The sequence below is a fragment of the Pseudomonas retamae genome (assembly GCF_043496865.1).
GTDB lineage: Bacteria > Pseudomonadota > Gammaproteobacteria > Pseudomonadales > Pseudomonadaceae > Aquipseudomonas > Aquipseudomonas retamae.
The window spans coordinates 44,468-65,704 of sequence record NZ_JBIEIL010000013.1 but is presented as its reverse complement, the minus strand read 5'-3'; the positions used below and the strand labels follow the sequence as shown (position 1 = coordinate 65,704).

The window sequence follows — 21,237 nt, the reverse complement described above, 5'->3', positions numbered from 1 at the left end:
GAGCGAGCCTGCTCGCGAATGCGGTGTGTCAGCGAAAGGTGTGTTGACTGACACGACGCCTTCGCGAGCAGGCTCGCTCCCACATGGGGGATGTGTTCTGTTTTCAGTTAGAAGTGGTAAGTCATGCGCGCAAACAAGGTGCGCCCCAGCGGGTCGGTGTAGCGCGGGTCATAGCCGCTCTGGAAGTTGTAGGCCTGGTTGGAAAACGGCGGGTTGCGGTCGAAGACGTTCTTCATCCCGGCATCAACGTCGAGCACCTTGTTGAAGGTGTAGCCGGCCGACAGGTCCCACACCGAATACGAGGCCACGCGCGAATGGGTGTCGCGGTCGTAGTCGTTGTAACCGGTGGTGAAGCGGTTGGTCAGCGCTGCCCGCGCCGCGCCCAGGCTCCAGCTGCCGGTGAGGTTGTGCTTCCAGCGCGCGATCACGCCGTCACCCTGAAAGTCGCCGACCTTGTCGGTGAACGGGCCTTTGATGGTGCTCTGGAAGTCGTACTCGTCGACATAAGTGCCTTGCAGGCCCAGGCCAAACTGACCGTACGGCGTATTGGGGAAGCGATAGTCGAGCGACACATCGACGCCGTTGGTTTCGACGATGCCGAGGTTGGCGTTGCCGGTGACGATGTAATTGAGCGTGCCGTCGGCGTTACGCACGAAGCGATCCTGATAGGAACCGGCCTGATCGAACACGGTGGATTCCGGGAACGGCTGGATCTGGTTGGAAATGTGAATCCACCAGAAGTCCAGACCTACCGAGAGGTTGCTGATCGGCTGATAGACGAAGCCCAGCGTCACGTTGCGCGCCTTTTCCGGGGCCAGGTCTTCGTTGCCGCCGATCTGGTTGAGGAACTGCTGACCGCAATCGCGGCCACCGTTGCCGCCCGGTTGCACCACGCCGCCGGTACACAGCACCGGGTCGTTGTAGTAGCCCTGGGTGAAGGTGATGCTGCGCGGCGAATACAGCTCGTACAGCGACGGCGCACGGAAGCCTTCACTGTAGGCGCCACGTACCACCAGCTCTTTCAAGGGCTGATAACGGAACGAGTATTTCGGGTTGGTGGTGCTGCCGAAGTCGCTGTATTTGTCGTGGCGCACGGCGGCGGACAGTTCGAGACTGTCGAGCACCGGTACGTTGATTTCGGCGTAAGCGGCTTTGACGCTGCGGTCGCCCTCGACACTGCCGTTGGGGTCGATGCCGAGGCTCTGGATGTCGCCGGCAAACTGTTCGAAGTCCTGATGGAATTTCTCTTTGCGGTACTCGCCACCCAAGGCCAGACCGGACGGGCCGGCGCCGAACCAGTCGCCGATCTCGCGGCTGATGCGCCCGTCGAACCCGGCCACGCGGCCCACAGCCGTGGAATAGGCGCCGTGGTACGCCGCGTTATCGATGTACTGCTGACCAGCGGCCGATTGCGGGCCGAACGGGTTGAGCAAACCGCTGGCCAGACCGTCGATCATCGCCTGATCACTGACATAACCACTGGTGACGCTGGAGACGATTTTGTTCTGGTTGTACGAGGCGCCGACGTTGTAATCCCAGCCGGCGACCAGGCCATCGAAGCTCAGCAGAAAGCGCTGGCTGGTGTTCTGGTCCTTCGATTCCCGCGGGCCGGCGGCGGTTTCACGCCAGTTGACGTCGACCGGTTGTGTCGGATCGAGGGCGAACTCGGTCGGCGCCGGGGTGATGCCGTTGCCCGGGTAGTAGGGCGACGAGCCGTCGAGGCTCAGACCGGTCAACGGCGCCGGGCCGACGGCGACGGCATTGTTGTTGCGCGACCAGAAATACTCGAGGTTGACGTTGTGATCGTCGCCGAGCTTGCCGGTGGTCTTGCCGAAGAACGAAGTCTTCTCGGTCTGCGGCACCAGGTCGATGAATTCACGAGTGCTGAAGCGGCACAAACCGTCGCGGGCGATCAGGTTGGGCCCGTTGCAATTGCTGGCGGCCAACGGGTTGGTGGCGTTGCCGTTCTGGCTGTAGTTGCCGGGGAACGCGGTGCCGGAGGTCTGATCGAGGCCGCGGCCGGGGGCATAGTCGGTGGCGAAGGAGCGGTCGTTGGCGTCGAGGTTCTGCTGCTTGTTGTAGTTGAACACACCGAGGACGTTGAAGCGGTCTTCTTCCAGATCGCCGTAACCCCAACTGGCGCTCATGTCTTTGGTCGCGCCACCACCGCTGTGGGTCGGGGTTTCGCCGCCGAGGGTCAACGCGCCGTCGGTGAGGGATTTCTTAGTGATGAAGTTGATCACGCCGCCGATCGCATCGGTGCCGTAGAGCGCCGAGGCGCCGTCGCGCAGTACTTCCACACGCTCGATGGCGGCAAACGGGATCATGTTCAGATCCACCGCGCCGCCCGCCGAGTTGGTGCCCGACAACGCGTTGTTGGCCAGGCGTCGGCCGTTGAGCAGCACCAGCGTCTTGTTCGCGCCGATGCCGCGCATGTCGGCGAACGAGGCGCCGCCAGTCGCCGAGCCCACTGAGCCTGCACTGTTGTTGATCGACTGGCTGCCGGTGATGCGCTGGACCAGTTCGGCGGTGGTGGTCACGCCCTGTTTGCGCAGTTCATCGGCCTTGAGAATGGTGATCGGCACCGCGGTTTCCGCATCGACCCGGCGAATCGCCGAACCGGTCACTTCCACCCGTTGCAGCTGCGTGGTGGGCGCGACGACCGCGGCTGCCGCTGGAGCGCTGGCGTTGTCGTCCTCGGCCGCTTGCACGGTGCCGGCGCCCACCCCCATGGCCACCAGGTACAGCGGAACGAAACGATGGCGAGAGATCGTGGCCACCAAGGGTTTGAGCGTGAAGCGTGGAGTGTTCATCAGCATGGTTGTTTCCGACTTTTATCAGACGTTATCGAAATGGCCTTGTGAGCCGCTCATTGCTCCGCTACCGGTGATACCGCGTGCGGAAAACCACTTTCTTCAAGCAAGCCGATCCCCTCCGAACACGCGTGGCGTTTTTTCGGTCGGCTGATTACGACGGGATTCGTTGAGCGGTGCCGCGCGCGCCTTCAAGCCGCGCGCGGCACCGCACTCAGTGGGTGGTCATCACCGATATCTTGCTGATGCCCGAGCGTTCGATGGAGGCCATGGCTTTCGCCACCTGGCCGTAATTGACGGCGGCGTCGGCCTGCAACTGCACGCGGACATCGGCATCCTTGGCCTTGACCTCCTTGAGGCTGGCCTCCAGCGACTCGGGGGCCAACTCAGTCTTGGCCAGGTAAAACCTGCCGTCCTGATCGACGCTGACCACCACCGGGTCTTTCTTTTCGGCGGGGGCAACGGCGTCGGTCTTCGGGAGGTTGACCTTGATCGCGTTGGTCATCAGCGGCGCGGTAACGATGAACACCACCAGCAGCACGAGCATCACGTCGACCAGCGGCGTGACGTTCATTTCGCTGAGCACTTCGTCGCTGTCTTGAGTCGAGAAAGACATCAGCTGGCCTCCCGCACGGCGCTGGTGGTTTTGCTGGCAATCGCCTGACGGCTGATGGAAAACGCGCTGCGCGAGGCGAGGGCGTCGAAGTCGTGGGCGAAGTCATCCATGTCCGCCGAGGCGAGCTTCAGGCGCCGCAGAAAGAAGTTGTAGATCAGCACCGCCGGGACCGCGACGGCGATACCCACACCGGTGGCGATCAGCGCATGGCCGATGGGCCCGGCGACCGCTTCAAGGCTGGCCGAACCGGTTTCGCCGATGCTTTTCAGCGCTTCCATGATGCCCCACACCGTACCGAACAGGCCGATGAACGGCGCGGTGCTGCCGATACTGGCGAGAATCGCCTGACCGTTTTCCAGCGAGCGGCGTTCCTTTTGAATCTGTTGGCGCAGGTTGCGTTCCAGACGATCCGAGCGGTTGATGGTGTGCGCTAGCTGTTGCGTGGTACGCGGCGAATCTTCCACCAGCAATGCCTCGAAACCGCTGCTGGCGATGCGCGCCAGCGAACCCGGGTACTGGCTGGCGTGCTCGGCGGCGGTGAGCAGGTCCGGCGCGCTCCAGAAGGCTTTGGTGAACTGTTTGTTCTGCGCTTTCTGGCGCAGGTACTGCGCCGACTTGACCAGCAGGATCGCCCAACTGACCACGGAAAACAGCACCAGGCCCCAGAGGACACCGGGGACAATCATCGAAGACAAATCGTTCATGGTTACACCTCGCTTGCGTTAATCAGTTATGAGTCGGTTGTGCCGTCACTGCGGCAATTTGAAATCGATGGTCTGGGTGGCGAAGCCGTCGATCGGCGTGTCACCGCGCTTGGCCGGAATGAACTTCCAGTTCTTCACCGCAGCGACAGCGGCGTCATCGAGTTGCGGCTTGCCGCTGGATTTGGTCACCGTCACCGAACCCGCGCGACCGTTGGCCAGCACCTGAATGCGCAACACCACGCTGCCTTCCCAGTTGCGCCGCAATGCCAGCGACGGGTATTCCGGTGGTGGATTGCCCAGGCTGGCGAGGCCGGAAATCGCTGCCGACTCTTTCACTGGCGCGGGCGCAGCGGCGGGTGCCGGCGGCGCGCTCGGTGCCGCCGGGGCAGTGGGAGCAGCCGGTTGTGGCGGGGCTGGTGGCGCTTTTGCAGGCTCGACTTTTTTCACCGGTTTGGGCTTCTCGAGCGGTTTCGGTTTTTCGATCGGCTTGGGCTTTTCCACCGGTTTGGGCGGTGGCTTGACCGCGTCCTCGTCTTCCACCGGTTGTTCAGGCTCCGGCGGAGGCGGCGGGGGTGGCGGTTCCGGAGTCGGCGGTGCCGGTGGCGTCGGGCTGGTGAGCTCGACGGTCATTTCCGGAATCTGCGGCGGCGTTGGCAATGGCTCGGTTCTGGACTGCTGGAGAAACCACCAGGCAGCCCCGTGTATCAGCGCCGACACGGCCACCAGCAAGACCATCTGCTGTTTATTCAGACCGCCGGGTTGTGAAGTGTTGGCTGTGAAGGCCGGCCTGCCCGTTGGCGGCGGGACCGGCGCTTCCCGCAACGGCCCCGGCAGGGTTTTATGCTTTACCGCATCGTTCATTAAAGCTCCCTCGGGTAGATGAAGGGCAATAAGCCGCCGTCCGAACATTGGGTGAATGTTCGAGTGGGTGAATGCAACTTTCTTCAAGGTGTGCAGAAGCCGATAGTGGAACTATCTAATTAACAAGGCTTGTGCAAACTTACTGGCTCAGTGCCATCGACTTCGATTGTTCATTCGCCATTCCATGGTTGTTGTTCTTTTGCTCAAAACACAGCTGGGTGTCTCATGCCTGTTACATATTGCAACCGTTGTGCCAGATGTTGCTGCAACGTAGCGCGCTTATTTCACTGCTGTTACGCATGTCGCATTTATATAAGTTTTATCACGGTCAAGCGTTTGTTATGACGCGCAGTGAACCGTTACCCCGTCGGGCGGGGCTTTTTCAGAGGCGAGCCGGGCTTGACGCTTTATCCCGCGAAATAGCGGAACAGAGCGGTTGCGTGGCTGCCGGCCGGTGCACGTGCTGGTGCGCGGCGGACTGATTTGGTGCGGGTCAATGTTCTAACGGGTCACAGGCTGTTTTCCTTGTTTTTGTTTATCGGAAACCGATGAACTAGTGCTGGTCTGGTTATTCGGCTGGAACGCTTTTGGTGCAATGTTGATTATCTGGAAGTTGTTGTCCGACAATTCTGTAGTTGCGCCGATTAGCGCCGCGAACAATCCCAGTCATATTTAAAAAGTAAATAGCACCTCGCTCTCGGCGAACAATGGATGGCCGATAGTGAGGTGCTGCTGAAATCAGGTAATAAAGTAAGCGGGGCGGCTGTTCGGATGAACCGGGCCTTGAGCGCATAGATAAGAGTGGCGAGTGATACGGCAGAACGTTTGAAGATTCACGCGGTGAACTCCTTGTTGCCAGCCCGGATACGCGAACTTTTGGTTCGGTATCGCACCTTACAAGAACGCGGATAGCGTTCGATGATTGCTCTTGGTGCGGGATGGGCACCGCCAGCGCTGTTGTGCGAGGTATGAATTCGCAAGTCGGCAGTGCATGGGAAAAGCGTGCCAGAAACGTTACGCCGGCAGATTATTTCTACACCCGGGCCACAGGCATCTACGCTGTGGCAAAGGTTTTTTCGGGGGATTGGCTATGTATCAGCTCTATGGGCACAAGAATTCTGGCGCCGCGGCGATCGAGGCGGCACTGGAGTTATGCCAGATTGCTTATCGCTTCATTGATAACGAAGCCAGTGCGGAGGCCGCCGAGGCGTTGGCCAAACTCAATCCGCTGAAACAGATTCCGACCTTGCAACTGCCCGACGGCAGTGCGATGACCGAGAGCGCGGCGATTCTGATTCACCTGGGGCTGACGTTTCCCCAATCCGGTCTGCTGCCCGCCGAGGCGGCGGATCGTGATCAGGCGATTCGCGGCCTGGCCTACATCGTCAGCAATTGCTACGCGGCCATCGGCATCATCGATTACCCCGAGCGCTGGTTGATCACGCCCGACGAAGGCGCACGGCAGAACCTGATCGACGGCGCGCGCCGGCGTTTGCACTTCAGTTGGGAGCTGTTTGCCGACCAGTTCTCCGGCGAGCTGTACCTGGACGACGAGACGCCGGGGGCGCTGGATGTGCTGGCGGCGGTGGTGACACGCTGGGAGGGTAGCCGCGAGCATTTGCGGCAGACGCGACCGGGGTTCTACGCCTGGCTGCAACGCATCGACCGCCACCCGGTGCTGGCGCCGGTGTTTGCGCGGCACTGGCCGACCTGAGCGCAATCGGTAACCCATGTGGGCGCGAGCCTGCTCGCGAAAGCGTCCGGTCAGCGCCGAATAAGTCGGCTGGCAGACCGCTTTCGCGAGCCGGCTCGCTCCCACAGGGGATTGGGGTGAATGTTGAGGGGATCATTCCCCGCGGATGTATTGCTCCAGCTGTTTGATCAATTCGGCCTGTTCGGCAATTGCTTCCTTGACCAGGTCGCCGATGGACAGCAGGCCGATCAACTGGCCGTCCTCGACCACCGGCAAGTGACGCAGGCGTTTGTCGGACATGATGCCCAGGCAGGTGTCGACGGTCTGTTTGGTGTCTACGGTGATCACGTCCTTGACCATGATGGCGCTGACCGGTGTGCCCACCGACGAGCGCCCGTGCAGCACCAGTTTGCGCGCGTAATCGCGCTCGCTGATGATGCCGACCACCTTGTCGTCTTCCACCACCAGCAGGGCGCCGACGTTTTTCTCGGCCATCTTCATCAGTGCTTCAAGCACCATGTGATCGGGTTTGATCTGGTGCACTTCCTGATTTTTCTGATCTTTGAGCTTGAGCAGTTGGGCGACGGTCTTCATGGCGGTTACTCAGGTGTTGTCGTTGTTCACCAAGCATCGTAGACGCAGCCGCGCAGGGCAAGGTGGCAAAGCGGCAGATAGCGTGCAAAAAACGCCATTTGCCGGATTTTCTGCGGTTCAAGCGCTGATTTATCGCCAAGGTCATTTCCGGCAATGCCGGGTAGAATGCCGGTCTATCCAGATTCCGAGGTTGCAGTGGTGGATTTACCGCAGGGCTTCGTCCTGACCCGGCACTGGCGCGATACGCCGGCCGGCACCGAAGTCGAGTTCTGGCTGGCGACCGACGCCGGGCCGCGCCGTGTGCGCTTGCCGCATCAGCCGTCGGTGGCGTTCATTCCTGCCGAGCAGCGCGAAGCGGCCGAACGCTTGTTGCACGACGAAAAGAACGTCGAACTGCGCCCGCTGGCCCTGCAGGATTTCGAGCATCGTCCGGTGCTGGGTCTGTATTGCCAGCAACACGGCCAGTTGATGCGCTTGGAAACCGCCCTGAGCCGCGCCGGCATCGATGTGTTCGAAGCCGATGTGCGCCCGCCGGAACGCTATCTGATGGAGCGCTTCATCACCGCGCCGGTCGTGTTCAGCGGTACAGCCGATGCCGACGGCGTGTTGCTCAATGCCCAGCTCAAAGCCGATCCGGCTTACCGGCCGACGCTGCGCCTAGTGTCGCTGGACATCGAAACCACAGAAACCGGCGAGCTGTACTCGATCGCGCTGGAAGGCTGCGGTCAGCGCCAGGTGTACATGCTCGGCGCGCCGAACGGTGATGCCAGCATCGTCGACTTCGATCTCGAATATTGCGATTCGCGCACGCTGCTGCTGAAAAAGCTCAACGAGTGGTTCGCGCAGCATGACCCCGACGCGATCATCGGCTGGAACGTCGTGCAATTCGATTTGCGTATCCTTCATCAACATGCGCGACGCCTCGGTGTGCCGTTGAAAATTGGCCGTGGCGGCGAAGAAATGCAATGGCGCGAGCACGGCAGCCGCAATCACTATTTCGCCTCGGCCGCCGGGCGGCTGATCATCGATGGCATCGAAGCACTGCGGTCGGCGACCTGGAGCTTTCCGTCGTTCAGTCTGGAAAACGTCGCGCAGACCCTGCTCGGCGAAGGCAAGGCCATCGACAATCCGTACCAGCGCATGGACGAAATCAACCGCATGTTCGCCGAGGACAAACCGGCGCTGGCCAAGTACAACCTCAAGGACTGCGAACTGGTCACGCGGATCTTCGCCAAGACCCAACTGCTGACCTTTTTGCTCGAACGCGCCAGCGTCACCGGGCTGCCGGCGGATCGCAGCGGTGGTTCGGTGGCGGCCTTCACTCATCTGTATATGCCGCTGATGCACCGCCAGGGCTTCGTTGCGCCGAATCTGGGCACCAATCCGCCGCAAGCCAGCCCCGGCGGCTTTGTCATGGACTCGCAGCCGGGGCTCTATGAGTCGGTGCTGGTGCTCGATTACAAGAGCCTGTATCCGTCGATCATTCGCACCTTTCTGATCGACCCGGTCGGGCTGATCGAAGGCTTGCAGCACCCGGACGACGCCGATTCGGTGCCGGGCTTTCGCGGCGCACGCTTCTCTCGCACGCGGCACTGCCTGCCGTCGATTGTCTCGCGGGTGGCCGAGGGCCGCGAGACCGCCAAGCGCGAGCACAACGCGCCACTGTCGCAAGCGCTGAAGATCATCATGAACGCGTTCTATGGCGTGCTCGGCTCCAGCGGTTGCCGTTTTTTCGATACGCGACTGGCGTCATCGATCACCTTGCGCGGTCACGAGATCATGCTGCGCACGCGCCAGTTGATCGAAGCGCAGGGCCACGCGGTGATCTATGGCGACACCGATTCGACCTTCGTCTGGCTGCGGCGCCCGCATGGCCAGGAGGAGGCAGCGCAGATCGGCCATGCGCTGGTCCGGCATGTCAACGACTGGTGGCGTGAGCATGTGCGCGAAGAATACGGGCTGGAAAGCGCGCTGGAATTGCAGTTCGAGATTCACTACAAACGCTTTCTGATGCCGACCATTCGCGGCGCGGAGGAGGGCAGCAAGAAACGCTATGCCGGCCTCGTCGTCCGCACCGATGGCAGCGAAGAAATGGTCTACAAGGGCCTGGAAACCGTACGCACCGACTGGTCGCTGCTGGCCCGGCAATTTCAGCAGGAACTGTATGAGCGGATTTTCCAGCGCAAGCCGTATCAGGATTACGTGCGCGACTATGTGCGCAAGACGCTGGCCGGTGAGTTCGATGATCGCCTGATCTATCGCAAACGCCTGCGCCGCACCCTCGACGACTACGAACGCAACGTGCCGCCCCACGTGCGCGCGGCGCGCCTTGCCGATGACTACAACGCCGAGCACGGGCGCCCGCGGCAATACCAGAACGGCGGTTGGATCAGTTACGTGATCACCCTGGCCGGCCCCGAGCCGCTGGAAGTGCGTCGCGCCGCCATCGATTACGACCACTACATCACCCGGCAGCTGCAACCGGTGGCGGATGCGATTCTGCCGTTCGTCGATGACGATTTCTCAACCCTGATCGGCGGGCAACTGGGCCTGTTTTGAGTCGAGCAGCTGCAGCGTCCATTCATCGAGAATGCCGTGGAAATACCGCTCCAGCGCCTGATCGAACACGCTGTCCGCGCCAGCGAACTGGGCGAACAGGGTCATTGATGAATGGAATTTCAGATCGTCGGGGTGGCCGAAAATCTCGTTGACCGAGCGCTGCGGCACGGCCAGCACCCATTGCGTGCAGGTGCGCAGGCGTGCGCCGAGCAAGTCGTGCATCAGATAAGCCTGCGCTTCTTCGGCCGAGCCGATGGCAAAGCGTCGCGCCATCTCGCTGCCGCCCAGCCCGGCGAACTGCGGAAAGACGAACCACATCCAGTGGCTGCGCTTGCGGCCCTCGCCAAGCTCACGCTGGACGCGCTCGAACACCGGGTCTTGCGCCTGGACGAAACGTTGCAGGTTGAACGGGTCGTGCTGATCCGTGCTTCTCATCGCGAAGCCCTCGCCAGTCGGCAGCGGCTCAGACCATGGCCAGCCGCTGCTTGCGTTGTGGCGCTTGAAATACCTGGTCCAGCGCCGCCAGATCCCCGGCCTCCAGTTGCAGCTGCGCGGCTTGGGCATTGAGTTGCACATGCTCCGGGCGCACAGCCTTGGGAATCGCAATCAACCCATCCTGACGCAGAATCCACGCCAGCGAAACCTGGGCCGGGGTCACGCCGTGACGAGCGGCAATGTCCTTGAGCACCGGCTCGGCCAGCATGGCGCCGCCCTGGCCGATCGGACAGTAGGCCATCAGCGGCATGCGCTGGTGCTGGCACCACGGCAACAGATCGAATTCGATACCGCGCTCTTCGAGGTTGTAGAGCACCTGATTGGTCGCGCATTGCGAACTGGAGAGTTCTTCGAGGTCGTCGACGTCGAAATTCGACACGCCCCAGCGGCCGATCTTGCCGTCCTCGCGCAGGCGTTCGAACGCTTCGACGGTTTCTTCCAGCGGATACTGGCCGCGCCAATGCAGCAGATAGAGGTCGATGTAATCGGTGTCGAGCCGGCGCAGGCTGCGCTCGCAGGCTTGTGGAATGCCTTTGCGGCTGGCGTTGTGCGGATAGACCTTGCTGACCAGAAATACCTGGTCGCGAAGGCCGGTAATGGCCTCGCCAACCACCGTTTCCGCACCGCCCTCGGCGTACATTTCGGCGGTGTCGATCAGCGTCATGCCCAGCTCGATGCCGCTGCGCAACGCCGTCACTTCACGCTTGTGCGCCGAGCGGTCCTCGCCCATGCGCCAGGTGCCCTGGCCAATTACCGGCACCTGCACGCCGGCCAACTCGAGGGTACGCATGCAAACCTCCTTATGTGAGTGTGTCGATTCCTCTAATGGGGCAGCAGGATAGTCCAGATCGTTCCCACGCTCTGCGTTCCGGCTCGAGAAGGGACGCAGAGCGTCCCGGGCTGCATTCCCACGCGGGAGCGTGGGAACGATCGGTGAGGGGGGGCTCTGATCGTTTGATCGTTCCCACGCTCCGCGTGGGAATGCCTCAAGGGACGCTCCGCGTTCCAGCTCGTGAGGGGACGCAGAGCGTCCCGGGTTGCATTCCCACGCTGGAGCACGGGAACGATCTGGGGTGGGGTTATTTTGCGGAGAACTTCAGCACGACGCTCTGGGTATAAGTCTGCCCCGGGTCGAGACGGGTGCTCGGGAAGTTCGGTTGATTCGGCGAATCGGGGTAGTGCTGGGTCTCGAGGGTGAACGCGCCCCAGTGCGGATACACCTTGCCGCCCTTGCCCTTGACCGTGCCGTCGAGGAAGTTGCTGGTGTAGAACTGCACACCCGGCTCGCTGGTAAACAGCTGCAAGGTGCGGCCCGATTGTGGGTCGCTCACTTCGGTGGCGACTTTGCTGATGTCGCCCTTGGTGTCCAGCGCCCAGTTGAAGTCGAAGCCACCCTGTTTCGGCTCGGCGAATTTCAGTTGCGGATGGTCAGCCTTGATATGCGTGCCGATGGGCGTCGGCTGGGTGAAGTCCATCGGCGTGCCCGCAACGGGCGCCAGTTCACCGGTCGGAATCAGCTTGGCGGTGACCGGGGTGTAATGGCTGGCGTGCAGGGTTGCGACCTGTTTGAGAATGTCGCCATTGCCGGCGCCGGCGAGGTTGAAGTAACTGTGGTTGGTCAGGTTCAGCACCGTCGGTTTATCGGTGGTCGCCTTGTAATCGATGCGCAGCTCGTTGGCATCGGTCAGACGGTAGGTCACTTCGGTGGTGAGGTTGCCGGGGAAACCCATTTCACCATCCGCCGACAGATAGGTGAGGGTCACGCCGACCGAATCCTTGTCCTTGGTTTCCTCGGCTTTCCAGACTCTCTTGTCGAAACCCTGGGTGCCGCCATGCAGCGCGTTGGTCTTGTCGTTCTGCGGCACTTGATAGCGCTTGCCGTCCAGTTCGAAGGCGCCGTCGGCCAGGCGATTGCCGAAGCGGCCGATGGTCGCGCCGAAATACGCGGTGCCTTTCTGGTAGCCCTGCACATCGTCAAAACCGAGCACCACGTCGTCGAATTTGCCGTGCTTGTCGGCGACTTTCAGCGATTGCAGGGTCGCGCCGTACGTGATGACGGTGGCCTGCATGCCGTGGCTGTTGCGCAGGATATATTGCTCGACGGGCGTGCCGTCATTGGTCTTGCCGAAGCCTTTGTGTTCGGCGGTCAGGCCCGCCGCGTTCGCAGAGAGGGTAGTGATCATCAGGGACAGTCCGAGGCCGGAAAGCAGGTGACGGGATTGAAGCATGGTTGACCTTCCTTTTTGTTGTTGTTTTTGAAATCTGCAATTAGTCATGCTATTGGAAAATTAACAGAGGATTTATAGCCGACATAAACGCAAATGCAAATATAAAGTCCGACTAATTGAGTGTATGTGATTGGCCGAAGGTCGGTTCACGCGGCGGGCACTGCACTTTTTCGCAATCGGCGGCTCTATCCATGGCCAGGATGCGGTGACTCCCGTCGCACCGGAATGTGCCAGTTCGAGAATTCATGCCGAGCGCTTTTAACCTGATCGTCTCTCTGTTTCGTCGCCCGAGCCTGCTGTTGGCTTGCCTGTCGTCGCTGCTGTTCAGCGGTTGCAGCCACCAGAACGGCAACGGCTTCATTAACCAGATGCGTGAGGGCCAACCGCAGGAGTTCCTGCAAACCAGCGTCGACCGCATGGCCACGTTAGCGATGCGCGACAACCTCAACAGCCTCTATCGCCTGATGGGCAAGCTGTACTTGCGCAACCCGGAAGAGCTGCGCAAATCGGGTTTCCTCAACATCAACACCGCGGTTAAACAGGTGCGCCTGGCCGTCGAGCAGCAACAGCCGCTGCCGGTGCTCGGCGGGCGCAAGGACCTCGCGGCGTTGAGCTACGCGATGAGCCCGGAATTTCTCGGCGACCGCGTCGGCGCGTTCATCTATGCGATCGGCAGCATGCTCGTCACCGCGCACGGCAATCGCACCGAGTTCTACATGACTGACGCGATCAACCCGACCTTCGTTCACAACGCTGCACGCAATATCGAAAAAGCCACGTGGATTTTGTCCCAGCGCCAGAACAAGGAAGGTCAGCCGCTGCTGTTTTCCAATGAGATCTCGGAGGAGGGCACGAACCTGAGTTTCGCCACCGAATTCAGCAAGATTGTGGCGCGTCTGGATCTGCTGACGCAGATGCTCGACGAGCGCTATCGCAGGATCGGTTTGAATTACGCGCAGAGTTTGCTGTTCTTGAATTTTTTGCCGGTGCAGTGAGCATCCACGGTTTTCTGATCGGTCGGAAACCCTCTGTGGGAGCGAGCCTGCTCGCGAAGGCGGTCTTTCAGATAGAGAGATATTGACTGACCCACCGCTTTCGCGAGCAGGCTCGCTCCCACACGGATTTTGTATACAATCGTTCGCCTCGATTGATCCAAATGGAGCTGCACCCGTCATGACCGACCCCGCCAGCGCCGATTTCAGCCGCGTCGACCCCAGCGTTCGCACCGACAAACTGCCCATCGCCGCGTTACTGGCGTTCGCCATGACCGGTTTCATCGCCATCCTCACCGAAACTCTGCCGGCGGGGTTGCTGCCGCAGATCGGCGCGGGCCTCAACGTCAGCGAAGTGCTCGCCGGGCAACTGGTCACGCTGTACGCGCTGGGTTCGATCGTTGCGGCGATTCCGCTTACCGTGGCCACGCGCGGCTGGCCACGGCGGCGGGTGTTGTTGATGACGGTCGGCGGCTTTCTGCTGTTCAACACGGTGACCACGTTTTCCAGTCATTACGGCCTGACCCTGGCGTCACGGTTCCTCGCCGGGATGGCGGCGGGGCTGTCGTGGGGAATCATGGCCGGTTATGCGCGTGGCATCGTGCCGGTGCATCAGCAGGGGCGGGCGCTGGCGATTGCCATGCTCGGCACCCCGGTGGCGCTGTCGCTGGGTACGCCGGCCGGGACCTGGCTGGGCAATCTGATCGGCTGGCGCGCCTCGTTCGGGATCATGTCGGCGCTGGCGCTGGTGTTGGCCGCGTGGATCGTCATCGCCGTGCCGGATCGTCCGGGCCAGGCCAGCGATGAACGCCTGCCCTTGCTTGAATCGCTGCGCTTGCCGGGTGTGCGGCCGGTGCTGTTCGTAGTGCTGACGTGGATGCTCGGGCACAACATTCTTTACACCTACATCGCGCCGTTTCTGACCCGGGCCGGTCTGGCCGATCGGGTCGATCTGGTGCTGCTGGTGTTTGGCCTGTGCTCGCTGGTGGGCATCTGGATTATCGGCCTGCTGGTCGATCGCTGGTTGCGCAAGCTGACCCTGATCAGTCTCGCGCTGTTCGCTGTGACGGCGCTGGTGCTGGCGCTGGCCGCTCCATCACCGCTGGTTGTTTATGGCTGCATGGCGGTGTGGGGCCTGTCGTTCGGCGGTTCGGCGACATTGTTGTTGACCTCGGCAGCGGACTCGGCAGGCGACCATGTCGACGTGGTGCAGGCGATGCTCACCACTTCATGGAACGTCGCGATTGCTGGCGGTGGTCTGTTTGGCGGTGTGTTGCTGGACCGGGCCGGGGCGATGTCGTTTCCGTGGGCGCTGCTGATCCTTTCGCTGATTGCGTTGGTCACGGTGTGGTGCAACCGAACCCACAGCTTTAAAGCGGGGCGGCGGCTGCACTGAATCTCTGGAGCAGCCCTAAACCTGTGGGAGCGAGCCTGCTCGCGAAAACGGTGGGTCAGGCGACTCAGTTGTCGGCTGATACGACGCCTTCGCGAGCAGGCTCGCTCCCACAGAGGGAAATTGGCGGTGTATTCGATATGGCATAACGATAGACCGCATCGATATATGTGGTTATAAGAAAAATCGCTATGCTGCGGGCCAGATTTTTCCTGTCGTTTTTCTGGACGGTTTAATGGAATTGGCAAATTTCGGCCTGGTGATTGCCGGGCTGGTGGTGGGTTTTATCGTCGGCATGACCGGTGTCGGCGGTGGTTCGTTGATGACGCCGATCCTGCTGTGGTTCGGCATCAACCCGGCAACCGCAGTGGGCACCGACCTGCTGTACGCCGCCATTACCAAATCCAGCGGCGTCCTCGTCCACAGGAAAAACAAGAACATCGACTGGGCCATCACCGGCTGGCTGACCCTCGGCAGCGTGCCAGCGGTGGCCATGACCCTGTGGTTTCTCAGCACCCTGCACACCGCGCCCGAGGCGATGAACGCGATCATCAAACAGGCGCTGGGCTTCGTGCTGTTCGCCACCGCGCTGGCGATCTTCTTCAAAAAGCGCCTGCTAGCATTTGCCCACAAACGCGCTGGCGGCAACTACAACCCCAGCGGTTCACGCCTTAACGTGATGACGGTGATCACCGGCCTGATCCTCGGCACCATGGTCGCCCTGACCTCGATCGGCGCCGGCGCCCTCGGCACGGTCGCCTTGTTCATCCTCTACCCGTTGCTGCCAACCCGCCGCCTGGTCGGCACCGAAATCGCCCACGCCGTCCCCCTGACCCTCGTCGCCGGCCTCGGCCACGCGAGCATGGGCAACATGGACTGGGGCGTCCTCGGCTTTCTGCTGGTCGGCTCGCTGCCCGGCATCTGGCTCGGCAGCCACCTGACCGGACGCATCTCCGACGAAGTCCTGCGCCCATGCCTGGCGACGATGCTGGTGCTGATCGGGTACAAGTTGGCGTTTTGATCCCGGTATGACTGAAACCACCGTCCACTGCGAGGGTCGCCTCGTCATCACCTTGGAGCCGCGCGAGATGCGCATGAGCCATTGGTTGTATGCGCCGCGCATGGTCGATCGGCAGCGCGAGCAAGTGTTGCTGGATCTGACGGGCAGCCTGTGGGATTTGATCGGAACCGCTAACGAGACGGCCAATGGCATCGATCTGCTGTTGCGCAAGTACCCCGGCGACCGGGCTTCCGTGACGCTGAGTGTTGAACTGGTCAGCGGTGCACTCAAGCTCGGCAGCCGGGCGGTGGATCCTGCGCAGTTGCTTTCAGCGCTGGAGTGAGGCTCAATCGCCTCGGCACAGTCAGTGCTGTATGACGAATTTCATCACCGTCACCGGCAGGTTTTCGTACACCAGGTCCTCGACCACCTCCCATCCCAGTCGCGCGTACAGCGACTGCGACGTATCGGTGTACAGATACAATTGTGGCACGCCTAGCGCGGTCGCTTCTTCAACCACCCGGTTGACCAGTTGTGAGGCGATACCGCGTCCACGCTCTTCAGTCTTTACGTAAACCCCTGCCAACCAAGGCGTCAGTTCCGGGCGTAGCTTCAGATCGCTTTCGATCAGCAGTGCGCCGCCGAGCAGTCGCGAGCCTTCAAGCGCCACCACAACGCTGGGGACGGCACCCTTGCCGCAAGACTCGCGCATGTGTTCGATGCGGTCCTCGACGGTTTGCCCCGGACGAAACTCGCCCCATTCGTTGAAGTTGAGTGTCGCCAGTTCTTCAATCAATTCGGGGTGATCGCATAAGTAATCGATGTGCATGCGTGTGAACTCCATTTCATCAGCGAAAACAGCCACCCTAATGCGCCCACAGCAGGTACGCAAATCCGTGCGGTGATCATGCCGCTCTTGTTGCGCAATGTCGTGTCTGTCCTAAGCTTCGGGAAAGGCGAAACATATTTGCCCGACTGCACCGGAACAATCGCCGCGATGCGCAATCAGTAGAGCGTGGATATCAAAAGGAGATGCGCATGCTCATCAGGTCACTGACCCTGACATTCTTGCTGGCGATGGCCGGTCCCTTGTTCGCCGCCGACAGCGATTCGCCGCTGGCCGGCGATGTCGGCCGAGCCCGACCGCTGATCGTCATCGCACAAAGCACCGTCGACCCGGTGTGGGTCAGCCTGAAAAAGTCGCTGGAGGACCCGGCCAACAAAAAGGGCGTCACCGACCGCAACATCAAGGTCTACACCATTCTCAACATGTCTGGCCAACTCGACGGCAAGGACATGGGCCAACAGGACACCATGGCGCTGCTACGCTCGCTCAAGCTGGGCGCCGGGGCGTATCCGAAAGTGTTTCTGGTGGGCAAGGATGGCGAGACCAAACTCTCCGCCTCCGGTGACGAAGCCAAAGCTTTGAGCCTGACGAAAATCTTCGAAACCATCGACGCCATGCCCATGGCCGAAAAAGAAGCCGCCGCCGCCGCTCAGGCCGCCCCGGCCGCTGCCGAACCGGAGCCAGCCAAAGGCGCGAAAGGCGCCAAGCCGAGCAAGCCTGCAAAACCGAGCAAGCCGCCGGAAATGCCGGATGACTAATTACGCACTTAACTGAATAAACGCTAACCCCTGTGGGAGCGAGCCTGCTCGCGATTTCTATATATCAGTCACCACCATCGGTGGCTGACATACCGGGATTCGCGAGCAGGCTCGCTCCCACTGTGCTTGATGTTTCTTTATTTTGCGGCAATGGCTTCAAGACCTTTTTTTGGTTCGCAAAACTCACCGTCATCAAGAAGGTGAACCAGCGCATCCGTGCCCTGATCGATAACCGTAGGCGAATGGGTGGTCAATACAAACTGACAATTAGGGAAGGTTTCCCGCAATCGCGCTATCAGGTTTAAATGCCATTGCGGGTGCAAGTGAAGATCGACTTCGTCTATCAGAATGATCCCGTTACCATGCAGCGGGTTGTCCATCGAAGGATTTGTGATCGTCAGACGGCGGGCGATATCACCGACCAGAGCGAAAAGCGACTTCTCGCCTTGAGAGAGCTGCGTGACGTTGAGCGTTGCGCCATGCTTTTCAACAGTCATGTGCAGATGCGGGCTGCGGTGTACGCGCAGGTTGGTGAAGCCTGGCATGAGCGCTGCGATAGCTGAACGGACGGCTGTCAGTTGAGGGTCGCGGGAGCATCCTTCCAGATTGGAAAGTGTTTGCCATACTTCGCTTGCGCTGCCGAATTTTTCGGCGATTTGCGCCAGTATTGCATCTGGAATCCCGTCCTCATTTTCGCTGTCTTCACGTTCGCGGAACCATCCGAAGAAATCATGTAAATCAACGCCGCCATTGAAGCGGTTGTCGTACCCGTCAAATTGATCGACGGCTTGTTTACCGCTAGTTTTCAGTGAAATATCGAGTATGCGACGTTCAGATGGGTAATAAGCGATCAGTGGGAGCGATGCGCCTTCGTCGGCGGTGAGTTGAGTGCGGTAATGATCTGCGAGCAGTCTGATCTCGCTCATTGCTCCGCCGGCAGTCGCTACACGTCCTTCTCGACTGCGAGCACAACCCCATACGAAAAGCTCGTTTTCGCGATGATCATCACCGATAGATGCTCGTGGGTGCGAAAGGTCTGTGATGCCGATCGAAACGACGGCTCCGGGCGCATCGTTGCGGATGTCTTCAGTCGGGAGTTGCATACCACTGGCAGTGCCGGAGCGGATTCTAGCGATCAGCCAGCTTAGGCAGATATTCAGCGATTTCAGAACGGTGGTTTTCCCGCTGCCGTTTCTCCCCATCAGCACAGTGATCTTCGAACGGTGTGTCGAGGTCGGGGCAAACTGAATATCCAGTTCTTCAAAGCGCCCGACATCCGAGAGCCTCACGCTTTTGATTTCCATTGATTGCGCCTCGTTAGATGATCGCATTGCAGGTGTCCGGATGAGTTCCGGATTGCATAACGCGTAATCGAGCGAAGTGTAGGCACAACAAATCCATTCGTTAATTAGAAGTCATTGCAGCATGTGCCAGCCGAAACGTCTGACACAAATGCCCTGCAAGCCCCGCGGATTTTTCCTGCAAGTCGCGGCGGCGGTGGTGAACTGGTGGGTTGGGCGGGGTGGGGATAGTCTTGTTTGGCCGCTGTAGAACACAGTGGCCGGATGTGGAAGTCCGGTTGTTCGGTTACATCCATCAATGTCTCAAAAGCGCATGTCGACATGATTTATGTCAACATCGCCGCGTTTTGGCGGCTGTGCGCAGGAGCACTTTCGAGTGCGCCGGGTATTGGTGGATTGGCCTGGTCTTCCACACCTGCGTGCAGCTGCCACCCTCATGTGGAAGTGAGAAAGGTAGCGTTTTCAACAATCCACTACGGAATGCAACCATGGACAACATCACACCCAACCTTACCGAATCTCCCATATGTTCGGGTTCCTTCGACGCCAACAACCCCCGATTACGCCAGCCCCATCATCCCGATCCCATCAGCCATCTCTTCACCCTCCGGCCCGACATCGATACCCCGACGCTGCTCTGCCACGCCTGCGAAACCCTCGCTTCACTTAATGTCCTGAGCACCGATCTGGCAGCGAAACTGCAAGGCTCATCGCGCAGCCATGCCTTGTCGATCCAGCAATTGGCCCTGCTTGGCGAGTTGCTGCTCAACCGCGCGCTGGACAATCTCGATCCACCCACGGTCATCCAACATTGAACATGGAGGTTCAGGCATGGCGAGATACGTACCGATTACCGGGATCGACTGCAAGATTCCCTGTTTGCTGATCGACAGCGAAGCGCCGGTGGATGTGCTGCATGGCACGGCGGCCTACCGGTTGCGATGTGTGACGCAACTGTTGGAGACCGTCGCGCTGGGCGATAACAAAGGACACGACGCTTTACTGTTGCAGGACTTGGCACGGGTGCTGGCGATTCCCTTGCGTGACAGCTGCGACCTGATGGATGTCATCGGGTGGAAACTGCAGGCGCAGCTTTAACAGCTGAATCAAAAATGGGCGACTCTCAACAGGTCGCCCATTTTCATTGCCTCGCAACCAACCAATCAGTCAGTCACAGCGCTGATAATCCTGTGCGCAATCTTCACCCGCTCCGCAATCGGAAAGTTCTTGTTCGCCATGATCGCAATGCCGACGTCTTCGCTCGGTACAAACGCTACATACGCGCCAAAACCTGCGGTAGAACCTGTCTTGTTGATCAGTACGTTCTCGGGTTGTGGCTGCGGTGGGTTCAGCCATTGCACCTTGTGCGCCTGCATGGCCATTTCCGTGGAGTTGCCGGCGAGCAGGCGTTCGAGGCTGATCGGGTAGGGGTACATTTCCCAGCCCAGGCCCTGGGTCATGTCGCCGACGCGGTAGTAACCGGTGTGGGTGTTGGCGATGGTTTGGGGCAGGGGGGACGCCAGGGTCTCAGGTTTGAGATTGGCCTGCACGTAACGCAGCAGGTCCACGGCACTGGTTTTCACCGCGTAGGCTTGCAGGTCGAGGGCGCCGGGGCGGACGCGCACGGGTTTGTCGTCCTTGTCGTAGCCTTGCGCGTACAGGCTCATCTGTTCAGCGGGGACGCTGAGGTATGTGTGTTGCAAACCCAGTTTCGGCAGCAAGGTTTGCGTCATCGCTTGGTCGAACGGCTGGCCGAGGCTTTTTGCCGTCAGGTAGCCGAACAGGCCGAGGCTTGGATTGGAATACTGGCGATGGCTGCCGGCCGGCCAAGTGGGTTTCCACTGCTGGAAGTAGCCGAGCATGGTCTCAGGCGAATCCGCGTCAGCGGGGAATTGCAGCGGCAAGCCGCCAGCGCTGTAGGTGCCCAGTTGCAGCACGCTGATGTTGTCGAAGGCGCTGCCGTTCAGTTCAGGCCAGAGTGTGCTGGCCTTGGTCGACAGGTCCAGTTTGCCGGTGGTTTGCGCGAAACCTGCGAGGGTGGCGGTGAAGGTTTTGCTGATCGAGCCGATTTCGAACAGGGTGTTCTCGCTGACTTTTTGCCCGGTGTCCTTGGCGGCGACGCCGTAGTTAAAGTAATGCGGCTTTCCATTGACGGTCAGCGCTACGGTCAGGCCGGCGATGTTCTGCTGCTGCATGATCGGCGTCACCGTTGCGCTGACCAGTGCTTGCAGCTGCGCATCGTCAGGTACGGCGGCGAGGCAGGCCGTGGAGCCGAAAAACAGGCTGAACGCTGCGCAGGAAAGGGCTTTGCTTGAAGGGATGGATGGCATGAATGAACCACTCTCCATGAGTGTTGATGTTGTTATCCCGCTACACTGCGGGC

At 60.4% G+C, this 21,237-nt stretch carries 20 protein-coding genes; 9 read left to right on the top strand and 11 right to left on the bottom strand.

Going from position 1 to position 21,237, the window contains the following annotated elements:
* Positions 1–107 precede the first annotated feature (107 nt).
* From ACGSLL_RS22930 to ACGSLL_RS22915, 4 genes are all read right to left on the bottom strand, one after another.
* Complete coding sequence (locus ACGSLL_RS22930) at positions 108–2,819, bottom strand: TonB-dependent receptor (protein WP_394508037.1); 2,712 nt, start codon at positions 2,817–2,819, stop codon at positions 108–110.
* Between the two features lie 208 nt (positions 2,820–3,027).
* The gene (locus tag ACGSLL_RS22925; protein WP_394508036.1) at positions 3,028–3,429 is read right to left on the bottom strand and encodes an ExbD/TolR family protein; all 402 of its coding nucleotides are present in this window, start codon (positions 3,427–3,429) and stop codon (positions 3,028–3,030) included.
* Entirely contained in the window at positions 3,429–4,115 is a 687-nt protein-coding gene (locus ACGSLL_RS22920) for a MotA/TolQ/ExbB proton channel family protein (protein ID WP_394508129.1), read from the bottom strand. The genes ACGSLL_RS22925 and ACGSLL_RS22920 overlap by 1 nt, the downstream gene beginning before the upstream one ends.
* Before the next feature lie 63 nt (positions 4,116–4,178).
* Complete coding sequence (locus tag ACGSLL_RS22915) at positions 4,179–4,994, bottom strand: energy transducer TonB (RefSeq protein ID WP_394508035.1); 816 nt, start codon at positions 4,992–4,994, stop codon at positions 4,179–4,181.
* A 1,090-nt stretch (positions 4,995–6,084) separates the two neighbouring features.
* Between ACGSLL_RS22915 and ACGSLL_RS22910 the strand changes: the two genes are divergently transcribed.
* Positions 6,085–6,708, top strand: a complete 624-nt coding sequence (locus ACGSLL_RS22910; RefSeq protein ID WP_208940537.1) for a glutathione S-transferase N-terminal domain-containing protein — start codon at positions 6,085–6,087, stop codon at positions 6,706–6,708.
* 132 nt (positions 6,709–6,840) lie between these two features.
* On the opposite strand, the gene ACGSLL_RS22905 is transcribed toward ACGSLL_RS22910, so the two are convergent.
* The gene (locus tag ACGSLL_RS22905; protein WP_090284551.1) at positions 6,841–7,281 is read right to left on the bottom strand and encodes a CBS domain-containing protein; all 441 of its coding nucleotides are present in this window, start codon (positions 7,279–7,281) and stop codon (positions 6,841–6,843) included.
* A gap of 198 nt (positions 7,282–7,479) precedes the next feature.
* Here ACGSLL_RS22905 and ACGSLL_RS22900 point away from each other — a divergent pair, with 198 nt between their 5' ends.
* A complete protein-coding gene (locus ACGSLL_RS22900) occupies positions 7,480–9,840 on the top strand; it encodes a DNA polymerase II (protein WP_394508128.1) in 2,361 nt (786 codons plus the stop codon).
* Here the strand turns inward: ACGSLL_RS22900 and ACGSLL_RS22895 are convergent.
* From ACGSLL_RS22895 to ACGSLL_RS22885, 3 genes are all read right to left on the bottom strand, one after another.
* Positions 9,805–10,275 (bottom strand): DUF1810 domain-containing protein, encoded by a 471-nt coding sequence (locus tag ACGSLL_RS22895; RefSeq protein WP_394508034.1) that lies wholly within the window; start codon positions 10,273–10,275, stop codon positions 9,805–9,807. The two genes, ACGSLL_RS22900 and ACGSLL_RS22895, sit on opposite strands and share 36 nt — an antisense overlap.
* Before the next feature lie 28 nt (positions 10,276–10,303).
* A complete protein-coding gene (locus tag ACGSLL_RS22890; RefSeq protein WP_394508033.1) occupies positions 10,304–11,125 on the bottom strand; it encodes an aldo/keto reductase in 822 nt (273 codons plus the stop codon).
* A gap of 289 nt (positions 11,126–11,414) precedes the next feature.
* Positions 11,415–12,563 (bottom strand): aldose epimerase family protein, encoded by a 1,149-nt coding sequence (locus tag ACGSLL_RS22885; protein WP_394508032.1) that lies wholly within the window; start codon positions 12,561–12,563, stop codon positions 11,415–11,417.
* 245 nt (positions 12,564–12,808) lie between these two features.
* On the opposite strand from ACGSLL_RS22885, the gene ACGSLL_RS22880 reads away from it, so the two are divergent.
* From ACGSLL_RS22880 to ACGSLL_RS22865, 4 genes are all read left to right on the top strand, one after another.
* A complete protein-coding gene (locus ACGSLL_RS22880; protein ID WP_394508031.1) occupies positions 12,809–13,558 on the top strand; it encodes a hypothetical protein in 750 nt (249 codons plus the stop codon).
* Positions 13,559–13,736: 178 nt separating this feature from the next.
* Positions 13,737–14,951 carry an MFS transporter gene (locus ACGSLL_RS22875; RefSeq protein ID WP_394508030.1) on the top strand — a complete coding sequence of 405 codons (1,215 nt, stop codon included), beginning with the start codon at positions 13,737–13,739 and terminating at the stop codon, positions 14,949–14,951.
* Between the two features lie 232 nt (positions 14,952–15,183).
* The gene (locus ACGSLL_RS22870) at positions 15,184–15,969 is read left to right on the top strand and encodes a sulfite exporter TauE/SafE family protein (protein WP_208940545.1); all 786 of its coding nucleotides are present in this window, start codon (positions 15,184–15,186) and stop codon (positions 15,967–15,969) included.
* A gap of 7 nt (positions 15,970–15,976) precedes the next feature.
* Positions 15,977–16,291 carry a hypothetical protein gene (locus ACGSLL_RS22865; RefSeq protein WP_394508029.1) on the top strand — a complete coding sequence of 105 codons (315 nt, stop codon included), beginning with the start codon at positions 15,977–15,979 and terminating at the stop codon, positions 16,289–16,291.
* A gap of 21 nt (positions 16,292–16,312) precedes the next feature.
* Here the strand turns inward: ACGSLL_RS22865 and ACGSLL_RS22860 are convergent, their stop codons facing one another.
* On the bottom strand, positions 16,313–16,777 hold the full coding sequence (locus tag ACGSLL_RS22860) for a GNAT family N-acetyltransferase (RefSeq protein ID WP_394508028.1): 465 nt from the start codon (positions 16,775–16,777) through the stop codon (positions 16,313–16,315).
* A 209-nt stretch (positions 16,778–16,986) separates the two neighbouring features.
* Here ACGSLL_RS22860 and ACGSLL_RS22855 point away from each other — a divergent pair, with 209 nt between their 5' ends.
* A complete protein-coding gene (locus ACGSLL_RS22855) occupies positions 16,987–17,553 on the top strand; it encodes a DUF4174 domain-containing protein (protein WP_394508027.1) in 567 nt (188 codons plus the stop codon).
* A 137-nt stretch (positions 17,554–17,690) separates the two neighbouring features.
* Here the strand turns inward: ACGSLL_RS22855 and ACGSLL_RS22850 are convergent, their stop codons facing one another.
* Positions 17,691–18,857, bottom strand: a complete 1,167-nt coding sequence (locus ACGSLL_RS22850; protein WP_394508026.1) for an AAA family ATPase — start codon at positions 18,855–18,857, stop codon at positions 17,691–17,693.
* A 485-nt stretch (positions 18,858–19,342) separates the two neighbouring features.
* On the opposite strand from ACGSLL_RS22850, the gene ACGSLL_RS22845 reads away from it, so the two are divergent.
* The gene (locus ACGSLL_RS22845; protein ID WP_394508025.1) at positions 19,343–19,669 is read left to right on the top strand and encodes a DUF6124 family protein; all 327 of its coding nucleotides are present in this window, start codon (positions 19,343–19,345) and stop codon (positions 19,667–19,669) included.
* A gap of 16 nt (positions 19,670–19,685) precedes the next feature.
* Positions 19,686–19,952, top strand: coding sequence for a hypothetical protein (locus ACGSLL_RS22840; protein WP_394508024.1), 267 nt, complete (start codon positions 19,686–19,688; stop codon positions 19,950–19,952).
* 65 nt (positions 19,953–20,017) lie between these two features.
* On the opposite strand, the gene ampC is transcribed toward ACGSLL_RS22840, so the two are convergent.
* Entirely contained in the window at positions 20,018–21,184 is a 1,167-nt protein-coding gene (ampC, locus tag ACGSLL_RS22835) for a class C beta-lactamase (protein WP_394508023.1), read from the bottom strand.
* Positions 21,185–21,237 lie beyond the last annotated feature (53 nt).